The sequence below is a fragment of the Streptomyces sp. NPDC048417 genome (assembly GCF_040651615.1).
Classification (GTDB): Bacteria; Actinomycetota; Actinomycetes; order Streptomycetales; family Streptomycetaceae; genus Streptomyces.
The window spans coordinates 1-16,212 of the sequence record NZ_JBEZKI010000019.1 but is presented as its reverse complement, the minus strand read 5'-3'; the positions used below and the strand labels follow the sequence as shown (position 1 = coordinate 16,212).

Genomic DNA, 16,212 nt, shown 5'->3' with positions numbered 1-16,212 from the left:
ACCGGGCACGAGGGAGAAGCGATGGGTGACCGACGACACACCTTGACAGTCTTTGTGATCTAGGGGTTTCAATCGACACCCACCCAGGTAGGGTCTGGAAGCGTCCAGCTCCCCTTGGAGGAGGTGAGGACCGTGGCAGCCCACGACGACGACATGAACCGCGGCATCCGCCCGGGACGAGGGTCCGACGACCCCGCCGGGCAGATTGCCTACCTTGAGCAGGAGATCGCCGTCCTGCGACGCAAGCTCGCCGACTCTCCGCGACACACGAGGATTCTCGAAGAGCGGATCGTCGAGCTGCAGACGAACCTGGCCGGCGTGTCCGCCCAGAACGAACGACTCGCGAACACACTCCGCGAGGCCCGCGACCAGATCGTGGCCCTCAAGGAGGAAGTCGACCGACTCGCACAGCCGCCGGCCGGCTTCGGTGTCTTCCTGCAAGCCAACGAGGACGGCACCGCCGACATCTTCACCGGCGGCCGCAAACTGCGGGTGAACGTCAGCCCAAGCGTTGACCTGGACGACCTCAGGCGCGGCCAGGAAGTCATGCTCAACGAAGCGCTCAACGTGGTCGAGGCCATGAAGTACGAGCGCGTCGGCGACATCGTCACCCTCAAGGAGATCCTCGAGGACGGCGAACGCGCCCTGGTGCTGGGGCACACCGACGAGGAGCGGGTGGTGCGGCTCGCCGAGCCGCTGCTGGACGTGAACATCCGCCCCGGCGACGCCCTGCTGCTCGAACCCCGCTCCGGCTACGTCTACGAGATCGTCCCCAAGAGCGAGGTCGAGGAACTCGTCCTCGAAGAGGTCCCCGACATCGGCTACGAGCAGATCGGTGGTCTCGGCGGCCAGATCGAGGCCATCCGCGACGCGGTCGAGCTGCCGTACCTCTACCCGGACCTGTTCAAGGAGCACGAACTGCGCCCGCCCAAGGGCGTCCTGCTCTACGGACCCCCCGGATGCGGCAAGACCCTCATCGCCAAGGCCGTCGCCAACTCACTCGCCAAGAAGGTCGCCGAGGTCACCGGCCAGGCCGCCGGCAAGAGCTTCTTCCTCAACATCAAGGGCCCGGAGCTCCTGAACAAGTACGTCGGCGAGACCGAGCGGCAGATCCGCCTCGTCTTCCAGCGTGCCCGGGAGAAGGCCAGCGAGGGCACCCCCGTCATCGTCTTCTTCGACGAGATGGAGTCCCTCTTCCGCACCCGCGGCTCCGGCGTCAGCTCGGACGTGGAGAACACCATCGTCCCCCAGCTGCTCGCCGAGATCGACGGTGTCGAAGGCCTGCAGAACGTGGTCGTCATCGGCGCCTCCAACCGCGAGGACATGATCGACCCCGCGATCCTCCGCCCCGGCCGCCTCGATGTGAAGATCAAGATCGAGCGCCCGGACGCCGAGGCAGCCAAGGACATCTTCGGCAAGTACCTCACCGAACGCCTCCCGCTGCACCCCGAGGACCTCGGCGAGCACGGCGGCAGCAAGACGACCACCGTCGAGAGCATGATCCAGACGGCCGTCGAGCACATGTACACGGAATCCGAGGAGAACCGCTTCCTGGAGGTCACCTACGCCAACGGTGACAAGGAAGTCCTCTACTTCAAGGACTTCAACTCCGGCGCCATGATCGAGAACATCGTGGGCCGCGCCAAGAAGATGGCCATCAAGGACTTCCTCGACAACAAGCAGAAGGGCATCCGCGTCTCCCACCTCCTCCAGGCCTGCGTGGACGAGTTCAAGGAGAACGAGGACCTGCCCAACACCACCAACCCCGACGACTGGGCCCGAATCTCCGGAAAGAAGGGCGAACGGATCGTCTACATCCGTACCCTCATCACCGGAAAGCAGGGCGCCGACACCGGGCGCTCCATCGACACGGTGGCGAACACCGGGCAGTACCTGTAAAACACAGGGCGGCTGCGGGTGCCCCCACCGGGTACCCGCAGCCGACTGTTTTTCCGGCCAAAACCGGAACCGAGGCGAGCAAGGCAATGACGCAAATGATCTCCCCACCAGCGCAAAGGCGTTCTAGGCTCTTTCCTACCGCCGAGTCGCGCAGTGCGGGGACGGGCACCGCACACGCACCGGAGCGCCAGCGGTACGCGAGCGGAGCCCACGACCGAGGGCTCCGCCGGGCAAGGAGGGCCGCATGACCGTACGGCGAGTAATGGGCATCGAGACGGAGTACGGGATCTCCGTCCCCGGCCACCCCAATGCCAATGCCATGCTCACCTCATCCCAGATCGTCAACGCCTACGCGGCGGCGATGCACCGGGCCCGCCGCGCCCGCTGGGACTTCGAGGAGGAGAACCCGCTGCGGGACGCCCGAGGATTCGACCTCGCCCGCGAGGCCGCCGACGCCAGCCAGCTCACCGACGAGGACATCGGCCTCGCCAACGTCATCCTCACCAACGGCGCCCGCCTCTACGTCGACCACGCCCACCCCGAGTACAGCTCCCCCGAGGTCACCAACCCCCGCGACGCCGTCCTCTGGGACAAGGCCGGCGAGCGCATCATGGCCGAGGCCGCCGAACGAGCCGCCCAGCTCCCCGGCGCCCAGCCCATCCACCTCTACAAGAACAACACCGACAACAAGGGCGCCTCCTACGGCACGCACGAGAACTACCTGATGAAGCGGGAAACCCCCTTCTCCGACATCGTGCGCCACCTCACCCCCTTCTTCGTCTCCCGCCAGGTCGTCACCGGCGCCGGCCGCGTCGGCATCGGCCAGGACGGCCACGAGCACGGCTTCCAGCTCAGCCAGCGCGCCGACTACTTCGAGGTCGAGGTCGGCCTGGAGACGACCCTCAAGCGCCCCATCATCAACACCCGCGACGAGCCGCACTCGGACGCCGAGAAGTACCGCCGGCTGCACGTGATCATCGGCGACGCGAACCTGTCGGAGATCTCGACCTACCTCAAGCTCGGGACCACGGCCCTGGTCCTCTCGATGATCGAAGACGGCTTCATCGCCGTCGACCTCGCCGTCGACCAGCCCGTACGGACCCTTCACCAGGTCTCCCACGACCCCAGCCTCAAGCGCCTCGTCACGCTCCGCAGCGGCCGCACACTCACCGCGGTCCAGCTCCAGATGGAGTACTACGAGCTCTCCCGCAAATACGTCGAGGAGCGCTACGGCGCCGACGCCGACGAACAGACCCGGGACGTCCTGCAGCGCTGGGAGGACACCCTCAACCGCCTGGAGAACGACCCCATGAGTCTCTCCGGCGAACTCGACTGGGTGGCCAAGAAGGAGCTCATGGAGGGCTACCGGCGCCGCGACGACCTCGACTGGGACGCCGCCAAGCTCCACCTCCTCGACCTCCAGTACGCGGACGTACGGGCCGAGAAAGGCCTCTACAACCGCCTCGCGGCCCGCGGGCGCATCAAGCGGCTGCTCGCCGAGGCCGACGTCGACAGGGCCCGTACGAGCCCGCCGGAGGACACCCGCGCGTACTTCCGCGGCCGCTGTCTGGAGCAGTACGCCGACGACGTCGCCGCCGCCAGCTGGGACTCGGTCATCTTCGACCTCCCGGGCCGGGACAGTCTTCAGCGCGTCCCAACCCTGGAACCACTACGCGGAACGCGAAATCACGTCAAGGAGCTCCTGGACCGCTGCCGCACCGCAGAAGACCTGGTCAGGGTCCTCTCCGGCGGCTGAACGGGCACCCGGACTGTGCCCGGCGACCGGGGTCAAAACCCCGCCGTCCGGGAATCATCGAGGTGGCCCCCGTACGTTGGAGAAACTGCGGGGCCGATGTCGGACCCGGCTTGTAGGGTCTGATCACCACCGATCGGCAGGAATGCCGACCTGTCGACCATGTCGGGCGAACGCGAACTGAGCGGGGTGAGGGTTATGGCAACCAAGGACACCGGCGGCGGACAGCAGAAGGCCACACGTTCCACCGAGGAGGCCGAGGAGCAGACGCAGGAAGCGCAGGCTTCGGAGGACCTCAAGGAACGGCACGAGAAGCTGTCGGACGACGTGGACTCCGTCCTGGACGAAATCGACGACGTCTTGGAGGAGAACGCCGAGGATTTCGTTCGATCATTCGTTCAAAAAGGCGGCGAGTAGCCTTCGAATCGAAGGTTTGCGGGGGGCTCGAAGTTGATGAACGAAGAGGGCGTGAAGCGCTGTGTGCGGTGCGGTGAAGAAAAGCCGCACACAGCCTTTGCGCGGAAGCGGTCAAACCTTGACGGCCTCCAGCATCATTGCCGGGACTGTTCGTCGGACTACCACCGAGCACGCCAGGTGAGCCTTGGGCGAAAGGTCCGGCCGAAGGTCGATGTCCCTGAAGGCCACAAGCTCTGCCTGAAGTGCGGCGAGGTCAAGCCGTGGAGTGACTGGCATCGCAACGTGACGGCCTCGGACGGGCTCTCGACCCGCTGCAAGGCGTGCAGAGCAGTCGAGGGGCGCGCCGGGCACCTGAAGCGTAACTACAACCTCACCGAAGCCGAGCGTGATGCGTTGATCGCCGCCCAGTACGGACTCTGCGCGATCTGCCTCGATGCCCCGCCCGTTCATGTGGATCACTGCCACAAGACGGGTAGGGTCCGAGGCGTACTGTGCTTCAACTGCAATTCGGCCATCGGTAAATTGAGGGACAAGCCCGACGCCGCTCGCCGAGCCGCTGCTTATCTGGAAGGAAACGCGTGGAAGCCAACACTCGTAGCACCGGGCGTCTACCAGCTGCCTTCCTGACGCCTGGGTCCTCTTCGTTCATGGACTTTCTCGGTGACCACCAGCCGGAGTTGCTGCCCGGCAAGCGGCAGTTGCCGCCCACGCAGGGGGTGATCGAGGCGCCGCACGGTACGACGATCGTGGCGGTGACCTTCCCCGGGGGTGTGGTGCTCGCCGGTGACCGCCGGGCCACGATGGGGAACGTGATCGCCCAGCGCGACATCGAGAAGGTGTTCCCGGCCGACGAGTACTCGGCGGTCGGCATCGCCGGCACCGCCGGCCTCGCCGTGGAGATGGTCAAGCTCTTCCAGCTGGAGCTGGAGCACTTCGAGAAGGTCGAGGGTGCGCAGCTGTCGCTGGAGGGCAAGGCGAACCGGCTGTCGACGATGATCCGTTCCAATCTCGGCATGGCCATGCAGGGTCTGGCGGTCGTGCCGCTGTTCGCCGGGTTCGACGTGGACCGGGGCAGGGGGCGGATCTTCTCGTACGACGTCACCGGCGGCCGTTCCGAGGAGCACAACTTCTCCGCGACGGGCTCCGGCTCGGTCTTCGCGCGCGGGGCCATGAAGAAGCTGTTCCGTGACGACCTGAGCGAGGAGCAGGCGACCACACTGGTGGTGCAGGCTCTGTACGACGCGGCCGACGACGATTCGGCGACCGGTGGTCCCGATGTCGCCCGCCGGATCTACCCGATCATCACCGTGATCACCGAGGACGGGTTCCGCCGGCTCACCGACGACGAGGCCTCCGGGCTCGCCCGTGCGGTGCTGGCGCGCCGTCTGGAGCAGCCGGACGGCCCGCGCGCGGCGCTGCTCTGAGGCGCCCGGCGCTTGTTGTGAAGGTGATCCCAGTGACTTCGACGGAACCCTAAGGAAGGGGACGGATACCGGTGTCGACGCCGTTCTATGTCTCACCTCAGCAGGCCATGGCGGACCGTGCGGAGTACGCCCGGAAGGGCATCGCGCGCGGTCGGAGTCTGGTGGTGCTCCAGTACGCCGACGGCATCGTGTTCGTCGGTGAGAACCCGTCCCGTGCGCTGCACAAGTTCAGCGAGATCTATGACCGGATCGGGTTCGCGGCCGCCGGGAAGTACAACGAGTACGAGAATCTGCGGATCGGTGGTGTGCGCTACGCCGACCTGCGGGGTTACACCTATGACCGTGACGATGTGACGGCGCGTGGTCTTGCCAACGTCTACGCGCAGACGCTGGGCACGATCTTCTCCAGTGCGGCCGAGAAGCCGTACGAGGTGGAGTTGGTGGTCGCGGAGGTCGGGGAGACCCCGGAGGGCGATCAGATCTATCGGCTGCCGCACGACGGTTCGATCGTCGACGAGCACGGTTCGGTCGCGGTCGGTGGCAATGCGGAGCAGATCAGCAGTTATCTGGACCGGGAGCACCGGGACGGTATGACTCTCGCGGAGGCGCTGAAGCTGGCTGTGACGGCTCTGTCGCGGGAGTCGAACGGCACGCAGCGGGAGATTCCGTCGGAGCGGCTGGAAGTTGCGCTGCTGGACCGTACGCGTCCGCAGAAGCGCAAGTTCCGGCGTATCGGCGGCCCGCAGCTGTCCCGGTTGCTGGAGTCGGAGGGCGCGGCCACGGCTGCGGCCACCGACGAGGCGGAGGAGTCCGGCGGAGACGTCGAGTAGCCCCGCTGCCACCCGCTCTGTGCGCCCCGCCCGGCGAGTCGTCCGGGCGGGGCGCGGGTGTCTGCGCGGCTAGGGCTTCGGTGGGGGCGCTGTGGAGCCTCGTACGACCAGCTCGACGGGGATGTCCGGGCCTTCTGGTGCGCGGCCTTCCAGGACGGCCAGGAGGGCGTGCATGCCGCGTTCGCCGAAGAGTTCGGCGTCCAGTCGTACGGTCGTGAGTTCGGGGTCGATGGCGGTGGCGAGGGCGAGGTCGTCGAGGCCGGTGACGGAGATGTCGTCGGGGATGCGCAGGCCGTGGCGGCGCAGGGCCTTGTAGGCGCCGGCGGCGAGCTTGTCGTCGTCGCAGACGAGGGCGGTGGGGTGGGGGCCGGGTGCGGCGAGGGCGGCTTCGGTGGCCGTGTGGGCGCCTTCGATGGAGATCGGGGCGTGGACGGTGCGGACCGAGGTGCCGGGTACCTCGGCGGTGCGTGCGGCCAGCTCGCGGGCGCGTACCTCGAAGGTCCAGGAGGCGACGTCGGCGGCCAGGTGGAGGAAGCGGCGGTGGCCGAGGCCCAGCAGGTGGTCGGCGACCTGGCGTACGCCGTCGGCGATGTCCAGGTTGACCGTGGCGGCTCCGAGGCTGCCGTCGGGGTCGCTGTCGAGCATCACCAGGGGGAGCTGGTCGCCGCGGATGGTGGTGAGGGCGTCGGCGGCCATGGAGGAGGCGATGACGCCGTCGAGGGCGGCCTGGGCGGAGGCGAAGGGGTCGCGAATGGGGGCGGCCCGCAAGGGCCTTCCTTTGAGGGTGGTGGTGGGCGACGGGCGGGCGGGACCGATGCCTTCGGGGGAGGGGTAGAGGACGACGCCGAAGCCGTGGTCGGCGGCCACGCGGGCGGCGCCGGTGTAGACGCCGGCGAAGAACTCGGTGGTGAGCGCGGGGACGACCAGGAGCACGGTGCGGGTGTGGCCGAGGCGGAGGTTGCGGGCGGCGAGGTTGGGGCGGTAGCCGAGGTCGCGGGCGGCTTCCCGGACGCGTTCGGCGGTGGCCTCGGAGACGCGGCCGCGCCATTTGTCGCCGAGTACGAGTGACACGGCTGCCTGGGAGACGCCGGCGGCCTGGGCGACGTCGCGGCTCGTCGGGCGCGTGCTGCTGCGTGCCACCGGGAGTGGGCTCCTTCGTCTGGACGTGTGAACTGCGCACATGGTACGTATGGGAGCCGAGGTTATACGTAAAACTTGGAGGCGGATCATGGCCGCGGGATACCTGGAGATCCTCAGGGCGAGGCACGCGGTCCGCCTGCTGACGGGCACCTTGGTGGGCCGGCTGCCGAACGCCACGGCCGCGATCGCGATCGTGCTGTTCGTGCGCGCGGAGGGCGGTACGTACAGCCTGGCGGGGGGGCTCGCGGCCGTGTACGGCGTCGCCAACGCGGTGGGCCAGCCGGTGCTGGGCCGACTGGTGGACGTGCACGGCCAGCCGCGGGTCCAGTTGCCCGCGGCTGTGGCGTCGGCTCTCGCCATGGCCGGTTTCGCCTTCGCCGGCACCGATCCGCTGCCGCTCGCCTACGCGTGCGTGGCCGCGGCGGGGTTGTTCACGCCGCCCCTGGAGGGTGGTCTGCGTGCGCTGTGGCCGAGTGTGCTCGGCAAGGAAGGCCAGGTGCACACGGCGTACGCGATGGACGCGGTGGCGCAGGAAGTCATGTTCACGGTGGGGCCGTTGCTGGTGACGTTGTGCGTGTCGCTGTGGTCGGCGCAGGCGGCGCTGCTGGTGGTGAACGCGGTGGGCGTGCTCGGGGCTCTTTCCGTGGTCGTCTCGCCGCCCTCGCGCGCGTGGCGTTCGGCGCCGCGCGCGGCGCACTGGCTGGGTGCGCTGCGGTCGTCCGGGCTGCTGGCGCTGCTGGGCGCGTTCCTGTTCGTCGGGATCGCGCTGGGTTCCATCACGGTGGCGTCGGTGCCGTACGCGGACGAGCACGGCGGTGACGGGGTGTACGGCTGGATGATGGCGGGGGTGGGGCTGGGCGCGCTGCTAGGCGGCTCGGTGTACGGCGCGCGGCTCTGGCGGGGGGAGCCGGCGGTGCGACTGCGGGTGCTGGTGGCGCTTCTGGCGGTGTGTTATCTGCCGCTGATGGTGATGCCGGGTGTGGTGGCCATGGTGTTGCTCACCGTGCTGGCGGGGGTGTTCCTGGCGCCGGCGATCGCATGTGCGTTCGTGCTGGTGGACCGGCATGCGCCGAGGGGGACGGTCACCGAGGCTTTCTCCTGGCTTGTGACGACGTTCACAGTGGGCGCCTCGGTGGGAACGGGCCTGGCGGGCCCGGTCGTCGAGGCGGGCGGGGCGCTGTGGGGCTTCGCTGTGCCGGGTGCGGCGGGGGGCGTGTCGTTGCTGGTCCTGGTGGTCACGCGGCGGGTCCTCGCAGCTCCCGGTGGGGGCGCGGTGGTTGCGGCTTCATTGGAAAATGATCCAAATCGTGCTGCCGAACCCCGTTTCAGCTCAGGGGATCGGGCGTAATGTTCAGTCATGGACCGCCGCATTTTCGGGCTGGAGAACGAGTACGGCGTCACGTGCACGTTCAGGGGACAGCGCCGCCTGTCGCCTGACGAGGTGGCGCGGTACCTCTTCCGCCGTGTCGTGTCATGGGGCCGTAGCAGCAATGTCTTTCTTCGTAACGGCGCCCGGCTCTATCTCGACGTGGGCTCACATCCGGAATACGCGACACCCGAATGTGACAACGTGACCGAACTGGTCACCCACGACAAGGCCGGCGAGCGCATTCTCGAAGGACTGTTGGTGGACGCCGAACGACGCCTGCACGAGGAAGGAATCGCGGGCGACGTCTACCTTTTCAAGAACAACACGGACTCGGCGGGCAACTCCTACGGTTGCCACGAGAACTATCTGGTGGCGCGGCACGGGGAGTTCTCCCGGCTCGCGGACATCCTCATTCCGTTCCTGGTGACCCGGCAGCTGCTGTGCGGCGCCGGCAAGGTGCTGCAGACGCCGCGCGGTGCGGTGTACTGCGTCAGCCAGCGCGCGGAGCACATCTGGGAGGGCGTCTCCTCGGCGACGACCCGTTCCCGGCCGATCATCAACACCCGGGACGAGCCGCACGCGGACGCCGAGCGCTACCGCCGGCTCCATGTCATCGTCGGCGACTCGAACATGTCCGAGACGACCATGCTGCTCAAGGTCGGTGCCACCGACCTGGTGCTGCGCATGATCGAGGCGGGCACGGTGATGCGGGACCTGACCCTGGAGAACCCGATCCGGGCGATCCGCGAGGTCAGCCATGACATCACGGGCCGGCGCAAGGTGCGCCTGGCCAGTGGCCGTGAGGCCTCCGCCCTGGAGGTGCAGCGGGAGTACTACGAGAAGGCCGTGGACTTCTGCGAGCGGCGCGGTATCCGCACCGGCACGGTCGAGCAGGTGCTGGAGCTGTGGGGCCGGACCCTGGACGCGATCGAGGCCGAGGACCTGGACCGGATCGGCACCGAGATCGACTGGGTGATGAAGTACCAGCTCATCGAGCGGTACCGGGCCAAGCACAACATGACCATGTCTCATCCGCGGGTGGCGCAGATAGACCTCGCTTATCACGACATTCACCGTCGTCGGGGTCTGTATTACCTGCTGGAGAGGAAGGGGCAAGCCGCGCGGATCTGCAATGACTTGAAGATCTTCGAGGGCAAGTCGGTACCGCCGCAGACGACTCGGGCGCGCCTGCGCGGTGACTTCATCCGGCGGGCTCAGGAGCAGCGCCGGGACTTCACGGTCGACTGGGTGCATCTGAAGCTCAATGACCAGGCACAGCGGACGGTGTTGTGCAAGGACCCGTTCCGTTCGGTCGACGACCGGGTGGAGAAGCTCATCGCCGGTATGTGAGCGAACGCCACACGGGCGCCGTACGTTTACCGTACGGCGCCTGTGCCACGTCGTAGAGTTGCGCGCACGCATCCGCAAGATCGATCGATTATGAGGCTGTTTCCGTGCGCCGACGCTCTCTTCTCCTTGCCGCCGTACCCGCAGGACTGGTCACGCTTGCCGCGTGCGGTGACGACAAGTCCGCTTCCAGCAAGGCCAGTGCGGCGCCGTCCGGTTCCGCCTCCTCGGTGCCGCCGCCGAAGATCGTGGAGGGGCCGCTGCCGGCGATCACGGCGGGGACGAAGTTCGACGAGAAGCCGACGGTGGCCAAGGGTTCCGGGGATCCGTCGAAGGACCTCGCGGTCAAGACGGTGATCGCGGGCGGCGGCAAGGCGGTCGCGGAGAACGACTTCATCCAGGCCGACTACCTCGGGCAGATCTGGTCCACGGCGAAGGTCTTCGACCAGTCGTACGACCGCACGCCGCTGCTCATGCAGCTCGCCCAGGGCAGCATCATCGACGGCTGGCGGTACGCGCTGGCCGGGAAGAAGGTCGGCAGCCGGGTGCTGATGGCGGTGCCTCCGACCTGGGGTTACGGCACGGCGGGCAACTCGCAGGCGGGTATCAAGGGTACCGACACGCTGGTGTTCGTGGTGGATGTGCTGAACTCGTTCAACTCCAAGAGCTCCAGCACCGGCAAGGCGGTCGCGCAGAGCGACTCCGCGCTGCCCAAGGTCGGCACCAACACCGACGGCAAGGCTCCGTCGATCGACATTCCCAAGGCCGCCCCGCCGAAGAAGCTGGTGTCGAACTACGTCCTGGAGGGCGACGGCGCGGAGGTTACGTCGTCGCAGACGGTCCTGTGCCAGTTCAAGGGCGAGGTCTGGGACAGCGGCAAGGTCTTCGAGCAGACGTACGACAGCGGACGGCTGGCCCAGTTCGCGCTCGCGCAGATGCAGGAGGTCGTCAAGGGGCTGGCGCAGGGCATCACCGGGAAGAAGGTGGGCAGCCGGCTGCTGCTCGTCGTACCGCCGGATCTGGCCTACGGGAACAACCCGCCGAGCGGTGGTGTGGTGAAGAAGGGTTCGACGCTGGTGTTCTCGGTGGACATCCTGGCGGCGATGTAGTCGCGCGGGCGGGAGCCGGGCGGGGATGAAAGACTGTCCGGGTTCCGTGTCGTACACAAGCAGGAGCGTAAGACGTGAGCATCGACAAGCCCGAGATCGACTTCCCGGGCGGCGAGCCCCCGGCCGACCTGGAGATCAAGGAAATCTGGGAGGGCGACGGCGAGGTGGCCAAGGCCGGCCACACCGTCACCGTGCACTACGTGGGTGTCGCGTTCAGCACGGGCGAGGAGTTCGACGCCAGCTGGAACCGGGGCACGCCCTTCCGCTTCCCGCTGGGCGGGGGCCGGGTCATCAAGGGCTGGGACCAGGGCGTGGAGGGCATGAAGGTCGGCGGCCGTCGCCAGCTGACCATCCCCGCCCACCTCGCCTACGGCAACCAGAGCCCGAGCCCGTTGATCCAGCCCGGTGAGACGCTGATCTTCGTCGTGGACCTGCTCGGGGTCTGAGCCCCGTGCCCGGTCGGCGCCGTTGCGGCGCTGATCGCCCCTGGTCGGAAACCAGCTGGACGAGGGCCCGTGCCGTATGCGCGGGCCCTCGTTGTTTGTCGTGTCCTGTCCGTTTCGGTCCTCGTTGTTTGTCCTGGCTTTTGCCGTGACACTCCGGAGCGGTACGGTCATCGGTCAGAAGCACCATAGGGAAGGCGAAGGGCGTCGATGGCCATTGCCAAGGCCGAGCGGCTGATGAACCTGGCGCTGTGTCTGCTGGGAACGCGGCGGCCGCTCAGCAAGCGCGAGCTGCGGGAATCCATCGAGGCCTACCTCGAGGCGGGGAACGACGACTCCTTCAACCGGATGTTCGAGCGAGACAAGGACGATCTGCGCGAGCTCGGACTGGTGATCGAGACCGTCGAGAACCTGGACGGCGAGGTCGGCTATCTGGCCCGCCGCGACAGCAACCGCCTGCCCCCGATCACGCTGGACGCCGAGGAGGCCGCAGCCCTGGGGCTGGCCGCCAAGGTCTGGCAGCAGGCCCGGCTGGCCGGCGCGGCCAGCGGCGCCCTGCAGAAGCTGCGCGCCGCCGGGCTGCCCGAGGACGTCGACCCGTACGAGGCGCACAGCGCCCTGGAGCCGCGCATCCCGGTGCACGAGGCCGCCTTCGAACCGCTGATGCTGGCTTGCCGTGACCGCCGCCCGGTCCTCTTCGACTACCGCAAGGCCACCGCCGCCCGCCCCGAGCCCCGGCACGTGGAGCCGTGGGCCCTGGAATGCTGGCGCGGCCACTGGTACCTGGCGGGCTGGGACCGGGACCGGGGCGCCGAGCGGGTGTTCCGGCTGTCCCGGATCACCGGCCGGGTGCGCTCCCGGGGCACCCGTTTCACCGAGCCCGTCCCGGACGTGGTCACCGTCCGGGAGACCGTCGCGAGCTGGGCCGGTGAGATCGCCGACCGTTCGGCGCTGATCCGGCTGCGCTCGGGCGCCGGCTACCCGCTTCGGGCGAAGGCCACGACGGTGCGGGAACTCGGCGACGGCTGGGACGAGTTGGAGATTCCGTACGGGCACGGTCTGGACGCCTGGCTGGTGGAGTTCGGACCGGACGTGGTGGTCCTGGAGCCGGCCGAGCTGCGCGCGGACGTGGTGGACCGGCTGCGTGCCGTGGCCAAGGGCTGAGGGGGAGCGGAGCAAGACAGTGGCAGGCAAACCGGTCAGGCCCGTGAGCGCCATCGACCAGACCCGGCGGATGCTCTCCCTGGTGACCTATCTGCGCGAGCGCCCCGGCGCCCGCATCGCGGACGTGGCCCGGGCCTTCGGCATCACCGAGGACGAGCTGGTCTCCGACCTGGATGTGCTGCCCATGTGCGGCACCAGCTTCCGGGGCGGCGACCTGCTGGACATCGACACCGACGGCGAGCGCATCTGGTGGCACAACGCGGCCGCGCTCGGCGAGGAGGCCGCCGAGCCGCTGAGGCTGGCCGCCGACGAGGCGACCGCGCTGCTGGTGGCCGCCCGTGCCGTGTCCACGCTGCCCGGTCTGCGCGAGGGTGACCGGCAGGCGCTGCTGCGGGCCACCGCCAAGGTGGAGACCGCGGCCGGCGAGGCGGCCGGCGCCAGCGCCCGGCTGTCGGTGACCTTCGAGTCCGAGGGCGGGGTCTTCGCCGACGTCGACCGGGCGATCTCCGAGCGCCGCCGGCTGTGGATCCGCTACTACTCACCGGCCCGCGACGAGGTCACCGAGCGTGAGATCGACCCCATCCGCCTGGTCAGCGTCGGGCACACCTATGTGGAGGCCTGGTGCCGCCGCTCCGAGGCCCGGCGCACCTTCCGCCTCGACCGCGTCGCCGAGATCAAGATCCTCGACGAGCCGTCCGCGCCCCCCGAGATCGAGCTTCGGGACCTGTCCGAGGCCCTGGTGCAGCCGGCCGCCGAGGACCCCGAGGTGGTCGTCGAGGTCGGCCCGGCCGGCCGCTGGGTCGCCGAGTACTACCCGCACGACAGCGCGGACGAGCTTCCCGACGGCGGGCTGCGTATTACTCTGCGCACCCCCGATCCGACCTCCCTGCGCCGGCTGGCACTCAGGCTCGGCGGCGACGGCCGGATCGTGTCACCGCCCGAGCTGGCCGACAGCGCCCGCCGGGCGGCCCGCGAGGCCCTGGCGGCGTACGACCACGCTGGGCACGGCGATGAGGAAGGGCATGAGTGACCCGGAGGGGCGCGCCGATGCCGAGGGCGTGACCGCGCGGAGGCCCGCGGGGTTGACCACGGTCACCCCCTCGGCACCGGCTGAGGTGCTCCGGAGGCGAACGACCGAGCAGGAGGGGCGAGGGATTTGAACGAGTCTTCGGGTTCCGGTGTCGCAGGCGCGAGGGACGTGACGGTCGCGGCCGCGTTCGCCGGGATGAGAAGAGTGGTCCCCGTGGTGTTCAAGGCCGGCTGCCCGGACTGCCGGGGCAGTTTCGAGCTCACCGCGAGCGCCCTGCGCCTGGCCATCGGAGCCACCAGCAAGACCACGTTCTACTCCTTCACCTGCCCCGACTGCGGCGTCCTGGTCCGCAAGCCCGCGGGCGAGCGGATCATCGAGCTGCTCACCGGCGGCGGGGTCAGGACCCTGCGGCTGCACCCCACCGTCTAGGCTCACCCGCATGTTCTGGCCGATGTTCGCGGTAGCTGTGGGTTTCGTGGGTCTCGCCGTGCTCGGCGTGCTCGCCGTCCGGGTCTTCCTGGCGGCGCGGCTGCTGGGAGCGCAGGTCGCGGACTCGGCGCGGCGCATCAACCGGGCCGCCGAGGACCTGGAGCGGGCGGCGGCGAGCGCCGCGCGGACTGTGGACACCCTCTGAGACCCGCTGTGGAACCGATGTGAGTACTGCGCCATAAGCGCTTTGCGTCACTTCGCCCTGTCACGGCGCCCACCGCGGCGGGTACGCTGCTGCTCGCGGCGCGGAGAACGAGGCCCGTACCGTGGACCGGGCGTACGCATGGGGATTGCCTGACGTTTACCCCTGAGCGTTACGATCGCTGTGAGCACGATTACTCGGACACATGTCCGGCTGATCGGACAGCACCCCACCCAGCCGCCTCGGTGAGAAGGTAAAGACTTATGTTCGGAAGGCTCGGAGCTCCCGAGATCATTCTCATCCTTGTCGTCGTCATCCTGCTGTTCGGCGCGAAGAAGCTTCCGGACATGGCTCGCTCGCTCGGCAAGTCCGCGCGCATCCTCAAGAGCGAGGCCAAGGCGATGAAGGAAGACGGCGGTAACACCACCTCCTCCGCCCAGGCGCCCGCCTCCGGCGAGCAGGCCCAGGCCCAGCGCACCATCCAGGCGGCCCCCGGCGACGTGACCAGCTCCCGCCCGGTCAACGAGCCGTCGGACACCACCCAGCGCTGACGCAAGGCCGGTGACCCCCGGCCTGCCGCACGAGATGAGGACGTGGGTTGCCCAAGTCTGCCCGCAAACAGGAGAAGGATCCCGAGGGGCGGATGCCTCTCGGGGATCACCTTCGCGAGCTCCGCAACCGGCTCGCGAAGGCCATGCTGGCCATCGTCGTCGTGACGGTGGTCGCCGCCTTCTTCTACAACGACATCATCAACTTCCTCACCAAGCCGGTCCTCGACTCGGTCGGCTGTGAGCAGGCCTTCGGGGAACTGGCCAGGGCCAAGTCCGACTCGCATCCCTGCGCGCAGATCACGATCAACGGTCTGCTCGCGCCCTTCACGCTGGCCCTCCAGGTCTCGCTGATGGCGGGTGTGGTGTTCGCCTCTCCGGTCTGGCTGTACCAGTTGTGGGCCTTCGTCGCGCCCGGTCTGCACCGGAACGAGAAGAAGTACGCCTACGCGTTCGTCGCCACCGGCGTCCCGCTCTTCTTCGGCGGCGCGTTCTTCGCGTACAAGGTCCTGCCGACCACCGCGAAGGTGCTCCTCCAGTTCACCCCGCACAGCGTGAGCAACCTGCTGCCGCTGGACGACCTGCTCCAGCTGGTCACCCGCATGGTGATCGTCTTCGGGCTCTCCTTCGAGCTGCCGCTGCTGCTGGTCATGCTCAACCTCACCGGAATCGTCACCGGTCGGCGGATGCTCGGCTGGTGGCGGGCGATGATCCTCGGGATCACGGTCTTCGCGGCCGTCGCCACCCCGAGCACCGACCCGCTCTCGATGCTGGCGCTCGCCGGGCCGATCTGGGTGCTGTACTTCGGCGCGGTCCTCTTCTCGCTGGTCAACGACCGGCGCAGGCGCCGCCGCGAGGCCGAGGGCCCCGGCGACGACGAGGCCTCCGACCTCGACCTCACGCCCGACGACATCGGCGAGATCGAGACCGTCTCCGCCAGCCGCGCACTGCCCGAGACCCCGGAGCGGGTCAACGGCTACGACGACGTGACCTGACCGGGTCCGTACCGGCCATCGAGAGGTGGGGGGGGGGGGCGCGGCGCGGGGCGGGCCCCGTGTTGGCGTGGGGGGCGTGTTCCGGTGACGCGGGTCGGACTGCGGGGGATTGA

17 protein-coding genes are annotated in these 16,212 nt (G+C 68.6%); 16 read left to right on the top strand and 1 reads right to left on the bottom strand.

Annotated features, from left to right (window positions below; translation table 11 throughout):
* Positions 1–132 precede the first annotated feature (132 nt).
* The 6 genes from arc to prcA all read left to right on the top strand — a co-directional run bounded on the left by arc (position 133) and on the right by prcA (position 6,323).
* Complete coding sequence (gene arc, locus AB0D59_RS28320) at positions 133–1,899, top strand: proteasome ATPase (RefSeq protein ID WP_362570990.1); 1,767 nt, start codon at positions 133–135, stop codon at positions 1,897–1,899.
* 244 nt (positions 1,900–2,143) lie between these two features.
* Entirely contained in the window at positions 2,144–3,655 is a 1,512-nt protein-coding gene (dop, locus tag AB0D59_RS28315) for a depupylase/deamidase Dop (RefSeq protein WP_362570987.1), read from the top strand.
* A gap of 195 nt (positions 3,656–3,850) precedes the next feature.
* Positions 3,851–4,069, top strand: a complete 219-nt coding sequence (locus tag AB0D59_RS28310; protein ID WP_351700277.1) for a ubiquitin-like protein Pup — start codon at positions 3,851–3,853, stop codon at positions 4,067–4,069.
* Positions 4,070–4,105: 36 nt separating this feature from the next.
* Positions 4,106–4,696: an endonuclease VII domain-containing protein gene (locus tag AB0D59_RS28305; protein WP_362570984.1), complete on the top strand. Its 591-nt coding sequence runs from the start codon at positions 4,106–4,108 to the stop codon at positions 4,694–4,696.
* Complete coding sequence (prcB, locus tag AB0D59_RS28300; RefSeq protein ID WP_362570982.1) at positions 4,648–5,493, top strand: proteasome subunit beta; 846 nt, start codon at positions 4,648–4,650, stop codon at positions 5,491–5,493. The genes AB0D59_RS28305 and prcB overlap by 49 nt, the downstream gene beginning before the upstream one ends.
* A 71-nt stretch (positions 5,494–5,564) precedes the next feature.
* On the top strand, positions 5,565–6,323 hold the full coding sequence (gene prcA / locus AB0D59_RS28295) for a proteasome subunit alpha (RefSeq protein WP_362570979.1): 759 nt from the start codon (positions 5,565–5,567) through the stop codon (positions 6,321–6,323).
* 69 nt (positions 6,324–6,392) lie between these two features.
* Here the strand turns inward: prcA and AB0D59_RS28290 are convergent, their stop codons facing one another.
* Positions 6,393–7,463: a LacI family DNA-binding transcriptional regulator gene (locus tag AB0D59_RS28290; RefSeq protein WP_362570977.1), complete on the bottom strand. Its 1,071-nt coding sequence runs from the start codon at positions 7,461–7,463 to the stop codon at positions 6,393–6,395.
* 88 nt (positions 7,464–7,551) lie between these two features.
* Between AB0D59_RS28290 and AB0D59_RS28285 the strand changes: the two genes are divergently transcribed.
* The 10 genes from AB0D59_RS28285 to tatC all read left to right on the top strand — a co-directional run bounded on the left by AB0D59_RS28285 (position 7,552) and on the right by tatC (position 16,099).
* Positions 7,552–8,811, top strand: coding sequence for an MFS transporter (locus AB0D59_RS28285; protein WP_362570974.1), 1,260 nt, complete (start codon positions 7,552–7,554; stop codon positions 8,809–8,811).
* A 9-nt stretch (positions 8,812–8,820) separates the two neighbouring features.
* Positions 8,821–10,182 carry a Pup--protein ligase gene (pafA, locus tag AB0D59_RS28280; RefSeq protein ID WP_007499792.1) on the top strand — a complete coding sequence of 454 codons (1,362 nt, stop codon included), beginning with the start codon at positions 8,821–8,823 and terminating at the stop codon, positions 10,180–10,182.
* Between the two features lie 104 nt (positions 10,183–10,286).
* Complete coding sequence (locus AB0D59_RS28275; protein WP_362570971.1) at positions 10,287–11,288, top strand: FKBP-type peptidyl-prolyl cis-trans isomerase; 1,002 nt, start codon at positions 10,287–10,289, stop codon at positions 11,286–11,288.
* Between the two features lie 74 nt (positions 11,289–11,362).
* Complete coding sequence (locus AB0D59_RS28270; RefSeq protein ID WP_362570969.1) at positions 11,363–11,734, top strand: FKBP-type peptidyl-prolyl cis-trans isomerase; 372 nt, start codon at positions 11,363–11,365, stop codon at positions 11,732–11,734.
* Positions 11,735–11,941: 207 nt separating this feature from the next.
* The gene (locus AB0D59_RS28265) at positions 11,942–12,895 is read left to right on the top strand and encodes a WYL domain-containing protein (RefSeq protein WP_362570966.1); all 954 of its coding nucleotides are present in this window, start codon (positions 11,942–11,944) and stop codon (positions 12,893–12,895) included.
* 19 nt (positions 12,896–12,914) lie between these two features.
* The gene (locus AB0D59_RS28260; RefSeq protein ID WP_362570963.1) at positions 12,915–13,925 is read left to right on the top strand and encodes a WYL domain-containing protein; all 1,011 of its coding nucleotides are present in this window, start codon (positions 12,915–12,917) and stop codon (positions 13,923–13,925) included.
* 126 nt (positions 13,926–14,051) lie between these two features.
* Complete coding sequence (locus AB0D59_RS28255; RefSeq protein WP_362570961.1) at positions 14,052–14,354, top strand: hypothetical protein; 303 nt, start codon at positions 14,052–14,054, stop codon at positions 14,352–14,354.
* A 10-nt stretch (positions 14,355–14,364) separates the two neighbouring features.
* Positions 14,365–14,559: a hypothetical protein gene (locus AB0D59_RS28250; RefSeq protein ID WP_362570958.1), complete on the top strand. Its 195-nt coding sequence runs from the start codon at positions 14,365–14,367 to the stop codon at positions 14,557–14,559.
* A gap of 260 nt (positions 14,560–14,819) precedes the next feature.
* Positions 14,820–15,107 carry a Sec-independent protein translocase subunit TatA gene (tatA, locus tag AB0D59_RS28245; RefSeq protein WP_362570955.1) on the top strand — a complete coding sequence of 96 codons (288 nt, stop codon included), beginning with the start codon at positions 14,820–14,822 and terminating at the stop codon, positions 15,105–15,107.
* 47 nt (positions 15,108–15,154) lie between these two features.
* A complete protein-coding gene (gene tatC, locus AB0D59_RS28240; protein WP_362570952.1) occupies positions 15,155–16,099 on the top strand; it encodes a twin-arginine translocase subunit TatC in 945 nt (314 codons plus the stop codon).
* Positions 16,100–16,212 lie beyond the last annotated feature (113 nt).

Coding starts and splice junctions, on each gene's coding strand:
- dop (WP_362570987.1), top strand. CDS start 2,144: ATGACCGTACGGCGAGTAATGGGCATCGAGACGGAGTACGGGATCTCC.
- AB0D59_RS28310 (WP_351700277.1), top strand. CDS start 3,851: ATGGCAACCAAGGACACCGGCGGCGGACAGCAGAAGGCCACACGTTCC.
- AB0D59_RS28305 (WP_362570984.1), top strand. CDS start 4,106: ATGAACGAAGAGGGCGTGAAGCGCTGTGTGCGGTGCGGTGAAGAAAAG.
- AB0D59_RS28285 (WP_362570974.1), top strand. CDS start 7,552: ATGGCCGCGGGATACCTGGAGATCCTCAGGGCGAGGCACGCGGTCCGC.
- pafA (WP_007499792.1), top strand. CDS start 8,821: ATGGACCGCCGCATTTTCGGGCTGGAGAACGAGTACGGCGTCACGTGC.
- AB0D59_RS28265 (WP_362570966.1), top strand. CDS start 11,942: ATGGCCATTGCCAAGGCCGAGCGGCTGATGAACCTGGCGCTGTGTCTG.
- AB0D59_RS28250 (WP_362570958.1), top strand. CDS start 14,365: ATGTTCTGGCCGATGTTCGCGGTAGCTGTGGGTTTCGTGGGTCTCGCC.
- tatA (WP_362570955.1), top strand. CDS start 14,820: ATGTTCGGAAGGCTCGGAGCTCCCGAGATCATTCTCATCCTTGTCGTC.